The organism is Mucilaginibacter dorajii (assembly GCF_024808255.1).
GTDB lineage: Bacteria > Bacteroidota > Bacteroidia > Sphingobacteriales > Sphingobacteriaceae > Mucilaginibacter > Mucilaginibacter dorajii.
The window spans coordinates 100,666-123,071 of sequence record NZ_JANTYS010000011.1 but is presented as its reverse complement, the minus strand read 5'-3'; the positions used below and the strand labels follow the sequence as shown (position 1 = coordinate 123,071).

Here is a 22,406-nt window from a genome sequence, read left to right as displayed (position 1 = left end):
TTAATTCTAAATATCAAATATTTACATCATTCATATAAAGTAAAATTTCATATATGCCTTTAACGCTGATCTTGTGCATAAACAACAAACGCCCATTGTAATAACAATGGGCGAAAGGTTTTGCAGGGCTATTAATTAGGGATATATAATCTTGTAATTAACAATAGCCTAACTCTTTTTATTAAGTCGTTGCTTAATGTTTGAGTTTACGAGGATACCTACAACAGTACAGGCTACTAAGAGGTAAACAATAAAAATGTGCTGTGGCATATCTTTGGATTTATAATTTGGATAAATGTAACAGGAATGATACAGTCATGTCAAGTATTTTGAAAAATAATTATTTAACCGATTAAGACTAAAAGTCAGGAGAGGTATGGTGTAAAGGAAGATAAGATTCAGCTACCTGGGCAATCACACCGGGTATAAAATGCTGTTGCAATACCTTTAACTACCATTAAATTAAAAACCAGAAACCAGTATACCTGCCTTCATTAAGAAGTATGCTTAGAAGCTGTTTAAAAATAAGAAAAATAGATTGTTACTGCCTTTGGTAAGATTTTCGATATCTGAAGGACAGCATGACGTGAACAAGGCGCAGACGACTCACCCCGACGAGGCTACGCCCGTCTTCCCCTCTCTCCGACTGCGTCGCATAGAGGGGCGGAAAATAAAAACAGTTTTTACCCTCTTTGCGGCTTCAGCCGGAGAGAGGGTCGGCCAGCGAAGCGCTGCCGGGGTGAGTCGTCTCCAGCGTTCTACCGATACCAAGAAAACGAAATACATCATCATGAACGTAAACAACGAAGCAATGCGATTTTTCTGACTGTAATATCTTTCCAGAACCGTTTTTAAACAGCTTCTTAGAGGCGGGCACCATTTATACGTAACCCGTGCAGCAAAAAGAAATTTCAATTACATTTTTCAATTAAAAAGGTCGGTAAATATGAGTGCTTTGCTCCGAACGGTAAAAGAATTGCATTTTCATGACGTTTTATAGCTAAAAACAACTGTTTTAGAGCAGTGTTACGGGAACACTATTTCAATGTTAAAACGAATTTATTGCCAATTTTTTAAAGAATAAATGTGAGGTTGACCATTCTAAAATAGATTTCTATTATTTATTAAAATTAATGTAAAAATGAAAGGGGCTATTGTAACATTCAGATTACAATATAAATTTGCTTTACCCTAATTAATTTAAATAACATGATAAGCCAATTAACGTTAGAACAAAAGTTGCAGGGGGTAATCCTGATGATCATTTGTTTTGTTGCCGTTGCGAACTACCTGATTAAGTAATTTCACCCAACCGGAAACGAATAAGGTGCTTCAAAAGAAGCACCTTTTTTTGTGGAATAGGTTTTGATGTTCAATAAAAAAAAGAAGAGGGTTTTATGAAGTTGATTATCGCGAAAGCCTTTTTTTGTTTTCAAACCAAAACACTTAGAGCCTGTTTAAATTTCTTCGAAGAATATTTTATATGATCTATGAGGCGAATCTTGAGCGCTCAATCAGTCAAGTATTTGGATGCGCCTAAATTGCGCGATACATCAGTTGAGTGTTAACCTTGTTAAAATATAAAATATTGATTGTTAGATAATTATAATGTATCTTATCTGAAATATGTTAAGTTATGTTAACCCATTTTAGATCCACGTGCGCTGGGCTCTCAATATAATAATTGTTTTTTATAGGAATTAATGAACTCCCTTCGGTCGGTTATCTTCGTCGTACCTCCTATTTATTTATAAACAGGCTCTAAACATTTATCAATTTCTAATTTGCCCATCTCCCTTAACAATCCATTTATAGCTGGTTAGTTCTTCAAGACCCATAGGGCCGCGGGCATGAAGCTTTTGGGTGCTTATCCCAATTTCGGCACCTAAACCAAACTGGGCGCCATCTGTAAAAGCCGTTGACACATTGGCGTAAACCGCCGCCGCATCTACATCATTTAAAAACGTGGCGATGTTCTCTGCATCTTCAGATATAATAGCCTCACTGTGTTTGGAGCTATTTATGGCGATGTAATCTAAAGCTTCTTTGAAGTTAGCTACCGTTTTGATGGCCATCTTCATTGATAAAAATTCGGTGCCAAAATGTTCAGGCAACGCGTGGTTTAGCAAATTTGGGGGATAGTGATTCTCTAAAGCCGCATACGAAGCTCCGTCGGCAAAAATTTCAACCTGTTTTTCTTTCAGCAACGATGTAAGTTGGGGCAAATCGACTAACCTATCGACGTGAATAATCAGACAATCAAGGGCGTTACAAACGCTTACCCTGCGGGTTTTTGCATTGGCTATAATTTCGGCTCCCTTAGCGAGATCGCCCGACAGATCAAAATAGGTGTGCACTATACCAGCACCTGTTTCAATAACCGGTACTTTGCTGTTATCTCTCACAAAATTAATAAGCGACTGGCTGCCACGCGGGATAAGCACATCTACATAACCAACGGCAGCCAATAAAGCAGCTGTAGCTTCCCGCTCGGCAGGAAGCAAAGTGGCCACGTTAATATCAATCTGATGTTTGGTTAAAACCTGGTGAATGACAGATATGATGGCACGATTTGAATGGTCGGCATCACTGCCGCCTTTCAATATGCTGATGTTGCCCGTTTTAAAGCACAAGGCGAAGACATCAAAGGTAACATTGGGCCTGGCCTCGTAAATTACGCCAACGACGCCCATGGGCACCCTAACCTTTGTAATAGAAAGGCCATTGGGGCGATGTGTTTCTGAAAGTTGCTTACCCAATGGGCTTTCCAGGTTGGCCACGCTTACCATATCGCCGGCAATAGCCTCAATACGGGCCGCCGTAAGTTTTAGTCTATCGTACTTTGGATCCTCTGGATCCATGAGATCAAGATCCTTCTGATTTTCGGCTAATATATAAGCTGTTTGAGCAATGGCCTCGGCAGCCACGTCATTCAATACCTGGTTTATAAGGGCAGGAGCGAGGGTAGCCTTCCGGCCGGCTATTAAAGCGTTTTCAAAATAACTGTTATAATTCATGGCTTAGCCTTGTAAATAAAGATAATCATAATGTACCAATGGCTTTTGGTTTTTCTGGCCTATCCGTTCCCGTGCTTTATCAGAACCATATTCGGCAATGCCAAGGCCTATCAATTTATGGCTATCATCAACTAATTTGATGATATCGCCCTTTTTAAAATCAGTTAAAACATCAACTATGCCGATAGGGAGCAGGCTTGTAGCTTTATTGGAAACCAACGCGGTTTTCGCACCTTCGTTTACCTGGACAGAGCCTACTGCCGACTTCTCTGAATGGGCCAGCCATTTCTTTTTGCCCGATGCCGTTTTGTTGGGTATAAAACGGGTATGGATCACGTTGTTATCTAACACGTCTGTCAAAATATTTTCACGGGTACCATTGGCGATATGCACGGCTATACCTAATTGCGCGGTTTTTTGCGACATGGTTGATTTGGTGATCATACCGCCCCGGCCAAACTGCGATTTACCCGAGGATACAAACTCAGCAAAATCAACTACGGATCCTGCTACTTCCTCAATTACTGCCGAACCTTCGGCGTTTGGATCGCCATTATAGATACCATCAACATTGGTTAACACAATTAAAGCCTGCGCGTTGAGCATTGATGCTATTAAACCGGCAAGCTCATCATTATCGGTAAACATCAATTCGGTAACCGATACCACATCGTTTTCATTAACTACCGGAATAACCTGGTGCTGCAACAACAGATCAAGGCAGTTTTTCATATTGAGATAATGCATCCTGTCCCTGAAATCCTCCCGGGTAACCAACACCTGGGAGCAGAGGATCCCGAAGCTTTCAAAATAATTAGCATACGTATTGATAAGCTTAACCTGCCCTATAGATGCTAAAAGCTGGCGTGCAGCTATGGCATCATATTTTTCTGATATGGTAATCAGGCTTCGGCCGGATGCTACCGCGCCCGATGATACCAGGATCACTTCTTTACCTTGTTTTTTGATGGCGGCAATTTGTCCAACTAAATGTTTGATCCGTTCAAGATCGGGCAAACCATTCTTTTGGGTAAGTACGTTTGATCCTATTTTTATAACTATGCGCTGGTAATTGAAAGACATTGGGCTTATACAGGTTGAACGGCCAATATTACGAATTTGAAGCCGAAAGGGGATCGATTATTTGAAAATATAACCACTAAGCTGGTAGGCTTTATAGAAATTTAAGCAAAACAGTTGACAGTCAGCAAATAATTTATATTTTTGTCGACTAATTCCATAGAATATGTATAAAATTTACTCAATTACCCCTTCTTCATTGTTGAAAAAAGAAAATTACCAGATGCGTTGTTGTTGAGGCCATGCCTTATTCTACCTAAACATAAATAATCAACATACAAACATTTAAAAAATATCTCAACCTTTTTCATGAAGACTTTCATCAATTCTATAAAGCTCCTTGTGCTTTTTCTTGTTCTTGTCCCGGCCATCGGTCATGCCCAGCTTAACGGTTCCTATATATTAAGCGGCGTAGTTAAAGACGATCATGGTCAGCCCCTTATAGGCACTACTGTTAGCATTAAAGGCACCACCAATAAGACAGCATCAGATAGTACCGGTAAATTTTCGCTAACTACCAGTGCAAAATTGCCTTACACCCTTGTTTTTACCGCGGTAGGTTTCCAGCCTCAGGAGTTTTTTATTAAAAACGCCAATAGTGCTTTAAATATTCAGTTAACAAGCCAGAATTTACTTATTAACGAGGTAGTTGTTACCGCATCCCGTAAGGAAGAAAAACTGCTTCGCTCGCCGGTAGCTATCGAGAAGCTAAGCATTAACTCATTGAAACAATCGCCTGGCCCAAGTTTTTACGATGCATTGGAAAACGTAAAAGGTGTACAGGTTACTACTACCAGTATCACCCTTAAGGTGCCTAATACCCGCGGTTTTAACAGTCCCAACAACTTTAGGTTTATGCAATTGGTTGATGGCGTAGATATGCAGTCGGCTACCTTAGGTGTGCCGCTTGGTAATGCTATTGGCCCAACCGAGTTGGATATTGCCAGCATTGAAATTACACCAGGTGCTGCTGCTGCTTTATATGGCACCAACGCTATTAACGGTCTGTCAAACCTGTTCACTAAAGATCCTTTTAAATACCAGGGCTTAAGCTTTTATCACCGCCAGGGTTTAAACCATGTTGGTAACGACCGCCTGGGTGCCAGCACGATGACTGAAGACGCTTTGCGTTATGCCAAAGCATTTAACAATAAATTCGCTTTTAAACTGAATGTTAGTTACCTGCAAGGTAAAGACTGGCAATCAGATACCCGTAAAGATCAAAACCCATACAATCTTAAAACAGCCAACCCGGCTTTCCCAGCGGTATCAGGTACGGATAACCCGGCATACGATGGTTGGAACAAATACGGTGACGACGCACTTGCAGGCAGTAACACCGTAGTTGTAAAAGGCCTTACCGTAGATGGCAAGGCAATGCCTGGCCTTACTGTTGCCCGTACCGGTTATAACGAGGTTGACCTGGTTGATCCCAAGGTTACCAACTTAAAATTGGATGGTACACTGGCTTATAAGTTAACACCTAATACGATATTATCATACACTTATCGTTACGGCAGGTTAGATGGTGTTTTTCAACGCGGTAACAAAATCTCTTTACAGGGCGCAACTGTACAAAACCATAAGGTGGAGTTAAAGGGTAAAGAGTTTTTAGTACGTGCTTATGAGTCTATCGAAAATACCGGTAATTCGTTCAACGTAAAACCGTTGGCAGATAACCTTGACCTTAACCACGCCAGCAACTCGGCCTGGGGTACAAGCTTTAAAAACGCCCTTACCGCTTATGGCAGTGCTCATGGTGGTTTAACATCAGCTAATTTTGGTGCTGCCGAAGAAGCTGCCAGGGCTGCAGCCGATGCTGGTCGTGTGGAACCTGGAACTCCAGCGTTTGACGCTTTAAGGAAAACCATCATTGGTATCAATAACTGGGATATTAAATCGAGCCTGATCCCTAATGCACCGGTAACCGGTGGTGCCGCTTTGGTTCAAAAAAGCAATATGTACAATGCCGAAGCCCAATGGGATTTAACTGATAGAGTAAAAGTAGTTGACCTCTTAGTTGGCGGTGATGTAAGGGTATACAGCATTACACCAGATGGTAATAATTTTGTTGATTTTACCCGCCCTATTGCTGATAGGAATACCCCATTGGCAGATGGCAGCTTTGGCAAAGATGTGATCTACAAAAAATATGGTGCCTTCACTCAAGTTACCAAAACGTTCTTCGATGAAAAACTGAAATTATTCGGTTCGGTAAGGTGGGATTATAACCCTTATTTCGATCCTAAATTTACACCACGTTTGGCAGCGGTTTATTCTGTCAATGAAAATCATAACTTCAGGTTCACCTTCCAGAATGGTTACCGTTTCCCTTCGTTGTTCGAAGCTTTATCCTATGTAAACAATGGTCGTGTGAAAAGGGTAGGAAGCTTGCCTTTCATTAACGATGGCCTGGGTTACCTAAATAACAGCTATACCCAAACATCGGTAGTTGCCTTTAACGCTGCTGTAAACGCGGCTGGTGGTACCGACCAGGTTGCACTTGCTAACAGGAACCTGTTACAAAAAGCCGATCTTCCGGCCGCACGTCCTGAGCAGATCACCTCATATGAGGTTGGATACAAAGGTATCGTTGCCGACAATAAGGTATTTATCGACATAGATGCCTATACCAACCGCTATAACGGCTTTTTGGGCCAGGTGCAGGTATTTGTACCCAATGGTGTTAACGTAGGAACTGACGCGGCCGTATTAGCCATGCTGGACGTTAATCGCGACCCAACTACCGGCACATCAAGCAATGCAGCCAGCCAGGGCCAGGCACGTTACCGCGTGTATACCAATGCTAAAAATATTTATAACAACTACGGTTCATCAGCCGGTATCAGTTATAACTTTTATAAAAGGTATACCTTATCTGGTAACGTAAGCTTTAATAAATTAAAGGCTCAGGCTAAATCGGATATTTTTGTTACCGGCTTTAACACGCCTGAGTGGTCTGGTAACGTATCATTTGGTAACCGCGAGGTTGCTAAAAACGTGGGCTTTAACGTTGTGTACAAGTGGCAACAGTCATACCTGTGGGAGAGCCCACTGGTAACCGGTAATGTACCAGCTATAGGCACATTTGATGCACAGGTTACTTACCGCGTACCAGCATACTATGCCACCTTTAAAGTAGGTGCAAGCGATATATTTAATAAGCGTTATTACCAATACGCCGGCGGCCCAACAATCGGTGGCTTATACTATGTATCGGTTACTTTGGATGGATTGTTAGCAGGTGACAATAAATAATCAGTAGCTTTTTAATACGTTTTTCATAATTAGTTTTGAGGCGGGTAGGGGTAAAACCTTACCCGCCTTTTTTTGACACGATTTAATGATTAGGGGAGATTTATAGGATTTTGACTTTCGGCTGCTGGTTAAGATGGGTCTGCAGTGCCCTTGAAGTTTGCTGAAGCCGTGACTTTCAAAGGGGACGAGATAGAATCAATATCACTCACAACTATTCATTTACCGTGTTGAAACCGAGAGACGTCAATTTGGATTAAATAGAAAAGCCGCTTGTACTAAATACAACCGGCAAAAATCCTGTTAATCCTGTAAAATCCTTAAATCGTGTTTTACTTAGCTGTCACCTCATGCAACCCACATTCTTTTTTGGATTGATCTTCCCACCACCAGCGGCCAGCGCGGAAGTCTTCACCTTCGGCTACAGCACGTGTGCAAGGCATACAGCCAATGCTTGGGAAGCCTTTATCATGCAGTGAGTTATACGGAATGTTATATTGTTTGATGTAGGCTTTAACGTCATCCAGTGTCCAGTCAAAAATAGGGTGAAACTTTACCAGGTTGTTCTGTTCATCCCATTCTACATCGTGCATATCGTGACGGTTAACAGATTGATCTGCACGGATACCGGTAATCCATAATTTATTACCTTTTAAAGCACGTTTAAGCGGTTCTATCTTACGGATGCCACAGCACTCCTTACGGTTCTCTACCGATTCGTAAAAGCTGTTGGGGCCTTTTGTACTCACCATTTGCTCTAATAACTCCTGGTTGGGGTAATAGGCGTGAATAGGTTGTTTGTACCTATCCATCGTACTACTCCAAACCGAGTAGGTTTCACGGAAAAGCCGACCTGTCTCCAGGGTAAATACCTTTATAGGCAATTTATTGGCAAAGATCATATGACTGATCACCTGATCTTCCCAGCCAAAGCTGGTTGAAAAAGTGATTTCACCTGGGTATAACCCGGCCAGTTTGGCCAAGGCTTCAGCCGGATCAAGTCCTGCTTTAATGTTGTTTATACGTTCAAATTCCTTGTTCATGTTAAATAACCTTTGTAATAAAGGCAACAATTGATTTAATACTTACCAAAATAACGATGACACCTACCGATACCATGATGGTTTTAGTGGAGATCTTGTTAGAAATTTTGGCTGCTATTGGCGATGCCAGGGCACTGCCCAATACTAAGCCAGCTACAGCCTGCCAATGACCACTGCTTACCATGGTGATGAAGGTGATCGATCCTGCTATCGCGACAAAAAAACGCGATAATTTTACCGTGCCCAAAGAAAATATAGGACTGCGGCCACCGGCTATCAGCGTTGATAACACAATTGAGCCCCATCCGCCACCGCCAACGGCATCAATAAAGCCGCCACCTAAACCAAGTAAGGAAATGCGTTTTACTTTATCAGCTGATTTCTTTTTCTTGATATTGAAGGCTTTGGAGAGTATAATAAAACCTAATATCAAAGTATAAATAGACACTACCGGCTTGGTGTACATGCTATAGTGCTCCAGTGACGATAAAATGTAAGCACCTGTAATTGCACCCACAATACCCGGTAATACCAATAGCCAAAACAATTTCCAGTTGATGTTACCCATGCGGTAATGCATCCAACCAGCTATGCCACAGCTCATGATCTCCGACAGGTGAACCCCCATACTGGCTGAGGCCGGGGGGATACCCATTGAAAGTGAAAAGGTAGTTGATGTAACACCATAACTCATGCCGATGGCGCCATCTATCATAGCGAATATAAATCCGGCCCCTAAAAAATAATAAAATTGCGGATTTACACCTTCAACAAAGGACTTAAAAGCCGGTTCCCTGAAATATAAAGCACTGATAACAATAGCCAAAGAAACAATGATGGTAGACCATATAAGCCAGATGAAGTTTTTGATCACAATGGATTTCGGTTCTACCAACACCGACGTTACGCTGTTTAATTTTTTTACTTTGTCGGCAAAATCGCCGCTAAGGGTGTTTCTCAACTCACTCATTTGCTGTAGTGTAGTATCTAATTCTTCCGGAAGGCTTTCGTTTAAAACCTCTTTAAGTCGTTTGGCCACCGTAGGCGATTTACCATTGGTGGAAATAGCCAACTTCAGATCACCCTTTTTTACTATCGACCCTAAGTAAAAATCGCAAAGCTCGGGTTTATCGGCCACATTGATGAGTAGCTTGCGGTCATGTGCCGATTGGCGCACATATTTATTTAATTCGCTGTCGTTAGTGGCCGCAATCACGACTTCGGCATTGTTCAAATCGTCGTCAGTAAATGATTTTTGGACTATGTTTAATCCTTCATAAGCAGCCGCAAGCGCGTGTATTTGAGGAAGAAAGGTTTTTGAGATGATGGTAACCTTAGCATAGTTACTGTTATTCAGGATAGCTGTAAGCTTTTCAAGGCCCACGTTACCGCCACCTACCAATACGGTATGCAGGTTATTCAGCTTCAAAAAAACCGGGAACAGTTGGTTGCCGCCGATCTCTTCATGCTCAACTCTGGCTAAACTTTTATCCCTGGGCAACAACGTCATAGATATTTTGAATCAATTTGTATTTTGGATGCAGTGACACAACTTCGCCCAATACAATAATAGCCGGCGAGCCGATCTTATTTTCCTTAGCGGCCTCAACAATGGTATCAACCGTGGCGATAACAACCTGCTCGTTTACAGTTGTTCCGCTTTGAATAACGGCAACAGGTAGTTTGTTTTTGCCTTCGTTTTTGAAAATTTCAGTTATTTCTGCCAGTTTGTTGATGCCCATGAGCACAACTACTGTGGCCCTGCTACGGGCAGCGTCATATAAATCCGGTGATATTTTACCGTTGGATATAGTGCCTGTTACCACCCAAAAGCTTTCGCTTAATCCACGGTGTGTAACAGGGATATTTTGTAATTCGGCAACAGCGATGGAGCTGGAGATACCCGGGATCACCGATGCCGGGATATTAAACGATGCTGCAAATTCCAATTCCTCAAATCCACGACCAAACACAAACGGGTCGCCGCCTTTAAGGCGCACAACGTGGCCAAAGTTGATGGCATAATCAACCATCAGCTTATTTACGGCATCCTGCGAGTACGTATGATCGCCCGACCGCTTACCTACAAATACCTTTACAGCACCTTCAGGAGCATATTCCAATAACTCTTCGTTCACCAAGGCATCGTATAAAACAACATCGGCTGTTTTTAGGGCTTTGATGGCTTTAACAGTGATCAGATCTGCATCCCCCGGACCTGCACCCACCAAGGTTATTTTAGATTCTTTAATATTTTTATCAGTCATTATTGTACCAATGCCTCTCTCTTATCTTTACTCTTATTCAAAAACTCGGTGGCCTGTGCCAGATAGGCGGTGGCAAACTCTTCCGATGGTTCGTTCTGATTGATCTGTAAAACAAGGTCGTTAAAAGTGCCCGATAATTCAAACTCACCGGCAGCCACGTATTGAGCATCAAATTCTTTAATAATGCCGGCCTGGGTACTGCTGTTAATTCCCTTATCAAGCAATAAGGCTTTGGCCGAGCTGATGAACACATTATAAGAATGGTAAATAGCATCAGACCAGTTACCTAATTGATAGGAACCATTGGCCCAGCCCATTTTCTCTTCAGATTCAAACAACAGCGTAGCAACTAAATCGATTACTACACCAGCACACTCGCCAACACCTATGGCAGTAACAAATGTTTCCTGGTGGCCCCAGTCAACAAATTCGTCATCTTTAAGGGTGGTTAAATCGGCAAGGGGCTTTAGCAGGCGGTAAAAATAGTCTTTGCCCTGCCTGTCATAATAGGCATGGAAGGTTTCACCTTCCGGGGAGAAGGTTTTATAATCATCAAGTACAGCCCGTAACACGTGGGTAGCCCTTTTTGAAGGTACTTTGATCACACGTTCTGCAGCGCGGCCAACACCATCGCCAACAGTACCGCCGCCTAACATTACCTGTACCGAAGGTAAAACCTTTGTACCGGCTTTTAACGAGCTGCCGTGGAAACCAATATGTGCCAAACCATGCTGTCCGCATGAGTTCATGCAGCCGCTGATTTTGATTTTGATCTCGCGATTATATATAAATTCCTCGTATTCGTTATAGATCAGGTCTTCCAGTACGCGGGCCATGGTCATGCTGTTGCTGATACCCAGGTTACAGGTATCGGTGCCAGGGCAGGTAGTAACATCGGCCACCGTATCAAAACCAGGGGCAGCCAATTCCAGTTTAGCCAAACCTTCATATAAAGAAGGCAAAGCTTCCTTGCGTACAAATTTTAATAATAGGCCCTGGTTTTGTGTGATCCTGATCTCGTTAGCCACCAAAGGTTCTAAAATTTTAACCAGTTCACGCGCGGTATCAGATGAAATATCACCAACAGGTACTTTAATATATACGCCGTAAAACCCTTGTTGCTTTTGTTCAAAAACGTTGGTAGCCAGCCATTGTTCGTAACGGAACGGGTTGCTGATGCTTACTTCGGCAAAAGCAGTTTCGGGTGCAGGCTCAGGCTGACCTATCGCATCCCGGTTGATAGGGTAGCTTTTTACTTTGATAGCGGTTCTTTCAATTTTAGCCAGGCGTAAAACTTCATCTAATCCCAGTTTTTGGATCAGGTATTTCATACGGGCCTTGTTACGGTTATTGCGTTCGCCGTAGCGATCAAAAACACGTATGATAGCCTCGATGTAGGGGATCAGCTGATCCTCAGGTAAAAATTCTTCAACTATACTGGCCAATAAAGGTTGCGCGCCAAGGCCGCCACCTAAAAGGATCTTAAAGCCACGGTCGCCGTTGGCATTTATTTTAGGAATAGCACCAATATCATGAATATAAGAGAAAGCGGTATCTGCATCGCTTGATGAAAACGAGATCTTAAACTTGCGGCCCATTTCCTGGCATACCGGGTTGCGTAAAAAATACTCAAACGTGGCGTGGGCGTAAGGTGAAACATCAAATGGCTCCTGCGGATCGATACCGGAAGTAGGAGAGGCGGTAACGTTTCTTACCGTGTTGCCACAAGCTTCACGTAAAGTAATATCATCCTGCTCCAGTCTTGCCCAAAGTTCTGGTGTGCGGTCAAGACTTACATAATGTATCTGGATATCCTGGCGGGTAGTGAGGTGCAGGTTGCGGCTTCCGTATTCGTCAGAGATCTCGGCAATTTTTAATAATTGCTTAAATGTTACTTTACCGAACGGCAATTTAATACGTACCATTTGCACACCAGGTTGGCGCTGGCCATAAACACCACGTGCCAGGCGCAAGCTCCTGAACTTTTCATCATGTATTTTACCCTCACGAAAAGCCCTGATCTTTTTTTCAAGATCGATGATATCCTGCTCAACTATCGGGTTCTCCAGTTCTGTTCTGAAGCTCTGCATATGCTATGTTTTAATCAATTATAAAAAAGCCTCTTTGGCTTTGGCTAAAGAGGCGTATGAGATTTGCTGCAAATTTATAGCCCTGCCTTATCGCCTGTAAAACAGCAACGAGGGCACATATATAGACCGGCAGCAATTGAAATATTCATGTTTATCCATCAAATATATACATAGTATAGGGAAATGGTAGAATTAAATTGAAAATAACCGCGATTTTACAGTTTGATGAGATTTTTTTAAGTGCGGATAATGAGGGATTGTTCGCGGGCAATGATATCGGCAACGCTGGTTTCGCTCAGGATTTTAAGGGTAGCATCCCGTACATCAACAAATACATCGCGGATGCCGCAGGTTGTTTCCTGGTGACATTCGTCGCATTTGTGATAAAAATTTAAGCTGGCGCAAGGTACCATGGCAATTGGACCATCGGTAATGCGCATAATGCTTACCAGGAAGATCTCTTTCGGATCGCGGTTAAGGCTGTAACCACCGCCGGCTCCTTTTTTACTGTACAGGAAACCCGCGTTGCGTAAATCGAGCAAGATCTGCTCCAGGAATTTTTTGGGGATACGTTCCGCCTCAGCGATCTTCGAAATTTGCATAGGTGGCTGATCCATGTTTTTACCCAGGATCACCAGTGCTTTTATAGCGTACTTAGTCTTTTTGGAAAGCATTTTCTAAAATAAAACTTACAAAGTTAAACAATATTAAATAAAAATATCCAGTAATACTATAGAGTACCACTATACCATATTGTTTACCTTTTTTATTCGGGTTCATTTTCAGGCTTTTTTGAAAATGCATTAAAATGGTGTTCTTTTTACACCAATAAAGCTCCCCTAATTGTATTTTATTTGCATTTTCAATTTTCAAAGACTCAATATTTAACAAAATACTTAACGTTAATCTGTTTTTATTGCTGAAATTTTATTTTTTATCAGAATGGCCGAGACTTTTTTCAGGATTAACTTTATCACGTATCAACTGTTTAAGCTCTTTTATTTCGGGAAAGCGACCCTCTTTTTTCCTGTCAAATAAAACTTCGTCATTTACGCTGATGGTATATCTGCCATTTATTTCGCTGGGGTGCAGGGTTACACCATATATATCATCAGTGAAGGTGGTCAATAGTTCCTGGGCCATATAGGCGGCTCGCATCATCCAGCCGCATTTAGGGCAATACTCAATAGTTATGGTCGGTTTCATGCAATCAATGGTTTATGTTCCACAATAAATCTTTCTTCGCTGTGGGTGCTTAATAAGGTAAGTTCATCGCCAACAGTAATTGTGCCATCGCCCTGGTGTACCAGGTTTTGGCCAAAAAGGATCTTGTTATTTTTAAACCGATATTTGGCAAGCGTTTTTAAAGGCTCCTTAGCCTTGGTACCGGTTTGCTGATCAATAGTGGTCATGATACAGCGGGCGCAAAGCTTGGCTCCATAAAAACTGATACCCGCAATATTAATATGGTTCATCAAATCCTCGCTAAACGCATCGCCACCTGTAAAAACAATATTTGGTCTAAACCTATTCATCGGTAAGGCTTCCGGCAGGCGTTTATTTAAATCATCCAGTGAAGCCTGGCCAATCAATAAAAACGGGTAAGCATCCGCAAAAGAAGTGATCATCCCTGGCTGGGCATATCGTTGGTCAACCTCACGTTCACTGTCATCAGGCATATAAATCAACCGGCAGGGGATACCTAATGTACTGCTAAACCATCCATCAAGCTCATCGCTTACATAAACGCCTATGCAGGTATCATCCCAGATCACTACATCATGCTTACTATTGGCATCATATGCAAAGGGAATGTTAATAGAGCCGGTTGCATGATGCGAAACCAGCAAGCCGTCGCTTTGGATACTTACCTTAATTAAAGCCATTTGAAAATGCTCCCGTTGGGTCAGGAATCGGTTTTGGCTATCAACCAACATCCACCGCCTGTCATACTTAAACCCGCGACTGGTTACCGCCGCCGATTTTACCGAAATGCCGGCTAATGATTTGATGGGATAGATGAAGAGTTGGCTTACCTGCAGCATGGTGCAAAAATAAGTAAAAAACAGGGCCTCACCTAAACGGCAAAGCCCTCATGAGCGCTAAAATAAATTAAACACGAATAATCCTCTCCAAAGGAGAGGACTTTTGATTTGCGAGATCATGTCCCCGCAGGGTTTCTCAAAGGAGAACCTTGTGGTTTTACAATACCGGTTGCTGTGATCAGTGCCACATTTAAGCGAGATGATCGGAGATCCCTCAGAAGCTTACCTATGACACGGTAAAGGGGACAGAAAAGAAATCCTGTTCAATCCAAAAATCGTGTTCTCAATCGATTGTATTTTTATTTTCAATTCATTGCTTTAGTTAATTTTAATTGATAATATTGTTTTATCCAATTGCACAACCATTTCTTGAATTACATAACCAATTAGCGAAATTATGCCATTAAACAATGTAAGCGGCAGCGCCAAAGCAGGTAATACCTATGATGCCATTGTTATAGGATCGGGTATCAGCGGCGGCTGGGCGGCTAAAGAATTAACCGGGAGAGGCCTTAAAACTATTATGCTTGAACGCGGTCGCGACTTTCAACACATTAAGGATTATAAAACCGCCGCCAAAGATCCCTGGGACTTTGAACACCGCGGCGCGGTAACACAAGCCCAGCGTAAGGAACGGCCAGTTATTTCAAGAAACTGGGGAGCACAGGAAGCCATTATGGATTACTGGGTTGATGAGCAGCAAGCGCCGTATCACGAAGTTAAACCCTTTAACTGGTGGCGATCATACCAGTTAGGCGGCCGCTCTATTTTATGGGGCAGGCAAAGCTACCGCTGGAGCGATTTTGATTTTGAAGCCAACGCCAAAGATGGCTGGGCCATTGACTGGCCCATCCGATATAAAGATCTGGCACCATGGTATGATCATGTGGAGAAATTTGCAGGTATCAGCGGTTCGTTAGAGGGTTTACCGCAGCTGCCCGACGGGCATTACCTGCCACCCATGGATATGAACTGGGTTGAGAAGGATGTAGCCGAACGCATCAAGAAAAATTATGGTGGTAAAAGGCATATGATCATCGGCCGCACGGCTAATTTAACAGCTGCGATACCCGGCCGTACCAAATGCGAGTTCAGGAACAGGTGCTGGGAGGGATGTCCTTTTGGTGGCTATTTCAGCACGCAGTCATCAACCTTGCCGGCTTCTTTGGCTACCGGCAATTTAACAGTGAGGCCATACTCCATAGTAACTAAAATTATTTACGATAAGGATACCCAAAAGGCAAAAGGAGTGGAGGTGCTTGATGCCGAAACCAACAAAACCTATGAGTACTACGCCAAAATTGTGTTTGTAAATGCTTCGGCTTTAAATAGCGCCTGGGTGCTGATGAATTCTGCAACCGATGTTTGGCCCGATGGATTAGGCAGTAGCAGCGGCGAGTTGGGGCATAACATTATGGATCACCACTATAATTTAGGTGCATCTGGTACGGTAGATGGTTTTGAGGATAAATATTATTACGGACGCCGCGCTAACGGCATTTATGTAGTTCGGTTTGCCAACCTGTTTGGCGATAAACGGGATTACTTACGCGGCTTTGGTTACCAGGGAGCTGCAAGCCGGACCGGATGGAGCAGGGAAATTGCCGAAATGAATATAGGCGCGCAATACAAGGATGCCATTACCGAACCGGGCGGCTGGCAGATAGGCATCGGCGGTTTTGGCGAGCTTTTGCCTTACCACGATAATAAGATCACCCTCAATAAAACACTGAAAGATAAATGGGGCTTGCCAATATTATCTATGGATGCCGTGATCAGGGATAATGAAATGAAAATGCGGGTAGATATTGTGAAGGAAGCAAAAGCCATGCTGGAAAGCGCCGGTGTTAAAAATATTGAAACACACGATAAAGGCCACAATATAGGCGATGGCATCCATGAAATGGGCACCGCGCGCATGGGCCGCGATCCTAAAACATCGGTACTTAACGAGCACAACCAGGTTTGGGATGCCAAAAACGTATTTGTTACCGACGGAGCAGCCATGACCTCATCGGCCTGCCAAAACCCATCGTTAACCTATATGGCGCTGACTGCCCGCGCTGCTAATTTCGCCGCAGATGAATTGAAGAAAGGGAATTTGTAACGCGAGAATGACTTGTTTCAGATGACAAATTGATCATGTCATTGCCTCGTTCCTCGCAATGACATAGCTTTATATTGTCATTCTACCTTCAGAATTTCGCGAAATTTATTACTCGCAATGACATAGTTTTATATTTTCATTTTTCCATGTTCAAAGTCACGAATATGGCAATCTACATCACCATATATTAAATCAACCAAAACTATACCATGAAAAAAATAACCATTATTTGCTTACTCATAGGCGCTACTATTATTAATGTAGCTGCCAAAACCAAGGTACTTGTATTCTGCAAAACTGCCGGGTTTCACCATAATTCCATAGCTGTTGGCGTGCCTGCCATTATGAAGTTAGGTGCCGAAAATGGCTTTGATGTGGATAGTACCACTAATGCCGAAAAATTCACAGCTGCCAATTTAAAGCAATATGCCGCTGTTATATTTTTAAGTACCACGGGCGATGTTTTGAACGATACCCAGCAAGCGGCTTTTGAAAAATACATCCAGGCCGGTGGAGGTTTTGTTGGTGTGCATGCCGCTACTGACACCGAATACGATTGGCCCTGGTATGGCAAACTGGTTGGCGCTTATTTTAAAAGTCACCCTAAACAACAGGAAGCTACGTTGCATGTGGTTGACCGTAACTTTATTGCAACTAAGCACTTACCTGAAGATTGGAAACGCTTTGACGAATGGTATAACTATAAATGGATGGGCGACGACCTGCACGTGTTGATTAAAATTGATGAGAAAAGCTATACCGGCGGCGAAAATGGCGATAACCACCCTATGGCCTGGTACCATAGCTTTGACGGTGGCAGGGCGTTTTACACCGAACTTGGCCATACCGACGAATCATATGCCGATCCATTATACCTGAAACATTTATTGGGTGGCATTCAGTATGCGATAGGGAAGAAGTAAGGCTTTGTCTGAACTGGGATTTGTCGAATTAAGGAATTTACAGAATGAAATAAAATTCAATTAATTCTGATAATTCGACAAATTCCGGTTCATACAGCCATTAAGCGTGTTGGATAGCCCGCTCAAGCGCTATGTTATGTTTGTAGCGGAACACAAATGGAAATATAATAGCTATTACTAAAGCATAAGCTGCAAAGGTTAACCAGATGCCATGCCAGTCTTTACTTCCATCGGCATGAATAAAAAACTTATCAATAATAAAGCCGCTGGCAATACTTCCAAAAAAAGCGCCGAAGCCGTTTACCATCATCATAAATAAGCCCTGCGCGCTGCCACGTATTTCGGGGGTAGTTTGCGTTTCCACAAATAATGACCCCGATATGTTAAAGAAATCAAAGGCCATACCGTAAACAATGCACGATAGGATGATCATCCATAAACCACTGGCAGGGTTACCAAACGCAAATAAACCAAAACGTAAAACCCAGGCCAGCATACTGAACAGCATTACATTTTTAATACCAAACTTGCGTAAAAAGAAAGGTATAGCCAAAATGAAAAGTGTTTCTGATACCTGCGAAATGGAAATGATTGCGCTTGAATGTTCTACCGCGAATAAGCCTTTATACGAAGGTGTTTTGGCAAAATCTAAAATATAGGTGGTTCCGTAAGCATTAGTAAGCTGCAAGGCTGCACCTAAAAGTAATGAGAAACCGAAAAAGATAGCAAATTTGGGTGTTTTGAATAATTCAAAAGCATTTAAACCAAGGGCATCCCGCAATGTTTTTTTACCTGCCTTACCCAATAAAGGAGGGCATTTAGGCAGCGAGAAAGAAAATATACCTAACGCCAACGCTACGGCAGATGCGATATAAAATTGATTGGCACTGGTTTCGCTTTTGGTGACATCTACCACTAACAAGGCCGCGATAAATCCAACTGTTCCCCAAACGCGGATAGGAGGGTAAACCTTAACTACATCTTTACCTTCACCTTTTAATGCCGAGTAAGCAACTGTTATAGATAAAGACAAGGTTGGCATATAGAAAATCATGTTAAGCAGTATCACCCAAAAAAACACTGTGGGACTTGTTACCAATGGTACACAAAAGAGTGTTATAGCCCCTAAAATATGTAGTGTACCATACAATTTTTCGGCGTTGATCCATTTATCTGATATGATACCCGCAAGTGCAGGCATAAATATGGATGAAATACCCATAGTTGAAAAAATTGCCCCAAACTGTGCACCAGACCATCCTTTGTTTTGAAACCAGTATGCGCCTACGGTAAGCAGCCATGCCCCCCACACAAAAAATTGCATAAAATTCATCAGTATTAAGCGGAACTTAATATTCATACAGTACTGGGTTTAAATAATTTTGTCAGTGTTAAATTAAAAACGGAAAGTAGTGAAATAAATGTAAATCAGAAAGCTAAGGGGTATAGAATTTGGTAAAATGAGCCTAAATGTTACGCTTTGCTGGTGAGTTTATAAAAGAGGGTTATTATTTGATATTGAATATATTAAAATTAGGTGAGTTCGATATAAGAAAAGGTTACCGTAAATCAAGAAAAGTATGTCATTTCGATTGAGCAAGGGCGGATTGAGCGGTTGCGCGAAAGAGAAACTATCTCTTGAGCGAAGCGAAAAATCTTATACGGTATGCTATGATGGACTGCATAACGTATAAGATTTCTCCTCACCCTCCACTCAGCCATCCGCTGTTCGTCGAAATGACATTTGGGAGTTCTTATATCGAAATTCCCAATTCCGAAATTACGATGCCTTACGCTTGTTGAGTTCGTCGCGGATCTTAGCCGCTTTTTCGTATGATTCTTCGGCCAGCGCTTCCTGTAGTTTTGTTTTTAGCTCATCAATGCTTAATGATGCAAAGCCGCTCCCTACAGATGAGGTATTAACTGTTTTTTCTTCCTGGTTTTCGTTGATGTTTTCGAGGTAAACGAAATCGTTCCCCTCAATTACAATCCCCGCTGTCGACAGGATGAACTCGTAGGTGAAAATAGGGCAGTCAAATCTTACAGCAACCGCTATGGCATCAGATGTACGGGCATCTATCTCAACAGATCGTTTGCCATCGCTGCAAATCAATTTTGAATAAAAGATACCATCTACCAGGTTATAAATAATAATTTCCTGTACTTCCACCAGGTAGGCCTGCGCAAAGCTTTTAAAAAGATCATGCGTAAGCGGGCGGCTTGGTGTCATCTTTTCTATCTCAATAGCAATGGCCTGGGCCTCAAAACTACCTATAATGATAGGTAACCTGCGCCTGCCGCTAACCTCGCCTAAAACTAAAGCATAAGCACCGGATTGTGTTTGGCTGTATGACAACCCAACAATATCCAGCTTAATTTTTTTCATGTTGTTACCCATCGCACCTAAATATTTTATGCTGAAGCCTTATATGCCTTAACTGCTGCTATTAATTGCGGCACTACCTCAAACGCATCACCAACTATACCGTAGTCGGCCACTTTAAAAAATGGAGCCTCCGGATCTTTGTTGATAACCACAATAACTTTTGAAGAACTAATGCCGGCCAGGTGCTGAATAGCACCTGAAATTCCTATCGCAATATACAAATTTGGACTGACAGCTATGCCGGTTTGTCCAACATGTTCGCTATGTGGTCGCCAACCAGCATCTGATACCGGTTTTGAGCATGCTGTGGCAGCGCCAAGCAAACCAGCCAACTCTTCAACCATGCCCCAGTTCTCGGGCCCTTTCAGGCCTCTGCCAGCCGATACAACGATCTCTGCATCGGGCAAGGATACTTTATCGGTTGAGCGAACGATCTCTTTGATCATCGCTTTAAAATCAGATTCTTTGGTTTCTGCAGCAAAATCTTCAATCTGCGCACTGCCACCTGTTTCAACTACTTTATAAGAGTTTGGCACCAGGGCTATTACTTTATTTGCTGATGAAAGCTCAACAATGGCAAAGGCTTTACCAGAGAAAGCCGTTTTTTTAACGGTGAACTTACCGCCGTTTTGCTCGGGCAATGCCACGGCGCCATCGGCCACACCGGCTTCTAATTTTACACCAATACGTGGCGCAAGGCCACGACCGGAAAATGTATTTGATAATACTACAATATTGGCACCTTCTTTTTTGGCAGCTTCTGCTATTACCGAGGCGTAAGCCTGGTTTACAAAGTTTTTAAGTTTATCGCCAGATACGTTGAGCACTTTTTGAGCGCCGTATTTCCCTAAAGATGCTAATTCACCGGCACTTACATTGCCGATAGAAATGGCGATAAGATTAGTGTTATTTTGATCGGCAATAGCCTTCGCGTAGCTTACAGCTTCAAAAATGGACTTTTTGAACGTTCCGCCGGCATTTTCCGCATATATTAAAACTGACATATATAATGAGTTTCGTAAAATCGATTTGAGTAAAATTAGATAACGCGTGCTTCGGTATGTAAAAGATCAACCAGTTTAGCTGTATCGGCAGCGGGAACCAACGTAACCTGCCCACGTGGGGCCAGTGTTTCATAACTGATGATGTCTGAAAATGTTTTTACTTCAACAGGTTCAATAACAGTTAGGGGTTTTGTTCTGGCCGACATGATGCCACGCATGTTAGGGATCTTTGGTTCGGCAACGCCTTCGGCAGCACCAGCCACAAAAGGGTAGGGAATGGTCAGTACCTCTTTGCCGCCTTCAATTTCACGTTCAACGGTGGCTTCGCTATCGGCAGCATCCAATTTTTTGATGATAGATACCGAAGGTAGGTCTAACAATTCGCCCAGCATACCGGCCACTTTCGATCCGTTGTAGTCAATAGATTCCCGGCCGGTAAGAATCAGGTCGAATGGGTTAGCTTTTACATATTGCGCTATCTGGAAAGCTACATACCAGGCATCGTGGGCTTTAGCGTTTATGCGCACCGCGTCGGTAGCGCCAATAGCCAAAGCCTTGCGAATGGTGGCCTCTGTATTTACCTCACCAACATTAATTACAGTTACTGTACCTTTACCGCCATCGGTTAGTTCAATAGCGCGTGAAAGTGCTATCTCATCGTAAGGATTTAATATAAATTGAACACCATTTGTATTAAATTGGGTGTTATTATCAGTAAAAGTTATTTTTGTGGTGGTATCAGGAACATTACTTACACATACCAGGATCTTCATATCAATAGGTTTTTGCAAATTTAAGTTAAAAAAGATAGAGTTTAAAATGGAGTTGAGCAGATTGGATAAGCTACTGGAATTTATAAAAAATGAACCCAACGACGAGTTTTTAAAATACGCGCTGGCCACCGAATATCTGCGTCTTAATCAGGTAGATATAGCCCTTACTTATTACGAGGACCTGGTGAACAACCACCCCAATTACGTAGGCACCTATTATCATTTGGGCAAGCTTTACGAAGCCCTTAACCGCAAACAGGATGCCATTACCACCTACGAAAACGGCATGAAAGTGACCAAAGCAAAGCGCGATAATCACTCGTTTTCTGAATTACAGGCCGTATACCGCGCAGCCATGGGAATTGAGGAAGATGATGACGATTATTGATTTTAGTTCATAGATGATGGTTCATAGT

The 22,406-nt window shown here is 42.5% G+C and carries 18 protein-coding genes; 4 read left to right on the top strand and 14 right to left on the bottom strand.

Annotation, left to right across the window (positions count from 1 at the left end; all coding sequences use genetic code 11):
* Positions 1-1,772: 1,772 nt before the first annotated feature.
* Complete coding sequence (locus FHS10_RS16395) at positions 1,773-3,017, bottom strand: glutamate-5-semialdehyde dehydrogenase (RefSeq protein ID WP_259092474.1); 1,245 nt, start codon at positions 3,015-3,017, stop codon at positions 1,773-1,775.
* A gap of 3 nt (positions 3,018-3,020) precedes the next feature.
* Positions 3,021-4,100 (bottom strand): glutamate 5-kinase, encoded by a 1,080-nt coding sequence (gene proB / locus FHS10_RS16390; RefSeq protein ID WP_259092472.1) that lies wholly within the window; start codon positions 4,098-4,100, stop codon positions 3,021-3,023.
* Between the two features lie 306 nt (positions 4,101-4,406).
* Here proB and FHS10_RS16385 point away from each other — a divergent pair, with 306 nt between their 5' ends.
* Positions 4,407-7,355 (top strand): TonB-dependent receptor, encoded by a 2,949-nt coding sequence (locus tag FHS10_RS16385; protein ID WP_259092470.1) that lies wholly within the window; start codon positions 4,407-4,409, stop codon positions 7,353-7,355.
* Positions 7,356-7,684: 329 nt separating this feature from the next.
* On the opposite strand, the gene FHS10_RS16380 is transcribed toward FHS10_RS16385, so the two are convergent.
* From FHS10_RS16380 to FHS10_RS16345, 8 genes are all read right to left on the bottom strand, one after another.
* Positions 7,685-8,395: a phosphoadenylyl-sulfate reductase gene (locus tag FHS10_RS16380; RefSeq protein ID WP_259092468.1), complete on the bottom strand. Its 711-nt coding sequence runs from the start codon at positions 8,393-8,395 to the stop codon at positions 7,685-7,687.
* Position 8,396: 1 nt separating this feature from the next.
* The gene (locus FHS10_RS16375; protein WP_259092466.1) at positions 8,397-9,905 is read right to left on the bottom strand and encodes a siroheme synthase domain-containing protein; all 1,509 of its coding nucleotides are present in this window, start codon (positions 9,903-9,905) and stop codon (positions 8,397-8,399) included.
* Positions 9,883-10,662, bottom strand: coding sequence for a uroporphyrinogen-III C-methyltransferase (cobA, locus tag FHS10_RS16370; RefSeq protein ID WP_259092465.1), 780 nt, complete (start codon positions 10,660-10,662; stop codon positions 9,883-9,885). The genes FHS10_RS16375 and cobA overlap by 23 nt, the downstream gene beginning before the upstream one ends.
* On the bottom strand, positions 10,662-12,752 hold the full coding sequence (locus tag FHS10_RS16365) for a ferredoxin-like domain-containing protein (RefSeq protein WP_259092463.1): 2,091 nt from the start codon (positions 12,750-12,752) through the stop codon (positions 10,662-10,664). The genes cobA and FHS10_RS16365 overlap by 1 nt, the downstream gene beginning before the upstream one ends.
* Positions 12,753-12,988: 236 nt before the next feature.
* Positions 12,989-13,426, bottom strand: a complete 438-nt coding sequence (locus FHS10_RS16360) for an RrF2 family transcriptional regulator (RefSeq protein WP_259092460.1) — start codon at positions 13,424-13,426, stop codon at positions 12,989-12,991.
* A complete protein-coding gene (locus FHS10_RS16355) occupies positions 13,407-13,625 on the bottom strand; it encodes a hypothetical protein (protein WP_259092457.1) in 219 nt (72 codons plus the stop codon). Before FHS10_RS16355 ends, FHS10_RS16360 begins: the two co-directional genes overlap by 20 nt.
* 54 nt (positions 13,626-13,679) lie before the next feature.
* The gene (locus tag FHS10_RS16350) at positions 13,680-13,958 is read right to left on the bottom strand and encodes an Rdx family protein (protein ID WP_259092455.1); all 279 of its coding nucleotides are present in this window, start codon (positions 13,956-13,958) and stop codon (positions 13,680-13,682) included.
* Positions 13,955-14,797: an MOSC domain-containing protein gene (locus FHS10_RS16345; RefSeq protein ID WP_259092454.1), complete on the bottom strand. Its 843-nt coding sequence runs from the start codon at positions 14,795-14,797 to the stop codon at positions 13,955-13,957. The genes FHS10_RS16350 and FHS10_RS16345 overlap by 4 nt, the downstream gene beginning before the upstream one ends.
* Before the next feature lie 397 nt (positions 14,798-15,194).
* Between FHS10_RS16345 and FHS10_RS16340 the strand changes: the two genes are divergently transcribed.
* Both FHS10_RS16340 and FHS10_RS16335 read left to right on the top strand, forming a co-directional pair.
* Positions 15,195-16,904, top strand: a complete 1,710-nt coding sequence (locus tag FHS10_RS16340) for a GMC oxidoreductase (protein ID WP_259092451.1) — start codon at positions 15,195-15,197, stop codon at positions 16,902-16,904.
* A gap of 209 nt (positions 16,905-17,113) precedes the next feature.
* Positions 17,114-17,827 (top strand): ThuA domain-containing protein, encoded by a 714-nt coding sequence (locus FHS10_RS16335; protein ID WP_259092448.1) that lies wholly within the window; start codon positions 17,114-17,116, stop codon positions 17,825-17,827.
* Between the two features lie 100 nt (positions 17,828-17,927).
* Here FHS10_RS16335 and FHS10_RS16330 read toward each other — a convergent pair whose 3' ends face one another.
* From FHS10_RS16330 to FHS10_RS16315, 4 genes are all read right to left on the bottom strand, one after another.
* Entirely contained in the window at positions 17,928-19,187 is a 1,260-nt protein-coding gene (locus FHS10_RS16330; RefSeq protein WP_259092447.1) for a nucleoside permease, read from the bottom strand.
* A gap of 420 nt (positions 19,188-19,607) precedes the next feature.
* Positions 19,608-20,213 (bottom strand): bifunctional nuclease family protein, encoded by a 606-nt coding sequence (locus FHS10_RS16325; protein ID WP_259092446.1) that lies wholly within the window; start codon positions 20,211-20,213, stop codon positions 19,608-19,610.
* Between the two features lie 26 nt (positions 20,214-20,239).
* Positions 20,240-21,217, bottom strand: coding sequence for an electron transfer flavoprotein subunit alpha/FixB family protein (locus FHS10_RS16320; protein ID WP_259092445.1), 978 nt, complete (start codon positions 21,215-21,217; stop codon positions 20,240-20,242).
* A 35-nt stretch (positions 21,218-21,252) separates the two neighbouring features.
* On the bottom strand, positions 21,253-21,990 hold the full coding sequence (locus tag FHS10_RS16315) for an electron transfer flavoprotein subunit beta/FixA family protein (RefSeq protein WP_259092444.1): 738 nt from the start codon (positions 21,988-21,990) through the stop codon (positions 21,253-21,255).
* Between the two features lie 46 nt (positions 21,991-22,036).
* On the opposite strand from FHS10_RS16315, the gene FHS10_RS16310 reads away from it, so the two are divergent.
* Positions 22,037-22,378, top strand: coding sequence for a tetratricopeptide repeat protein (locus FHS10_RS16310; protein ID WP_259092442.1), 342 nt, complete (start codon positions 22,037-22,039; stop codon positions 22,376-22,378).
* Positions 22,379-22,406 lie beyond the last annotated feature (28 nt).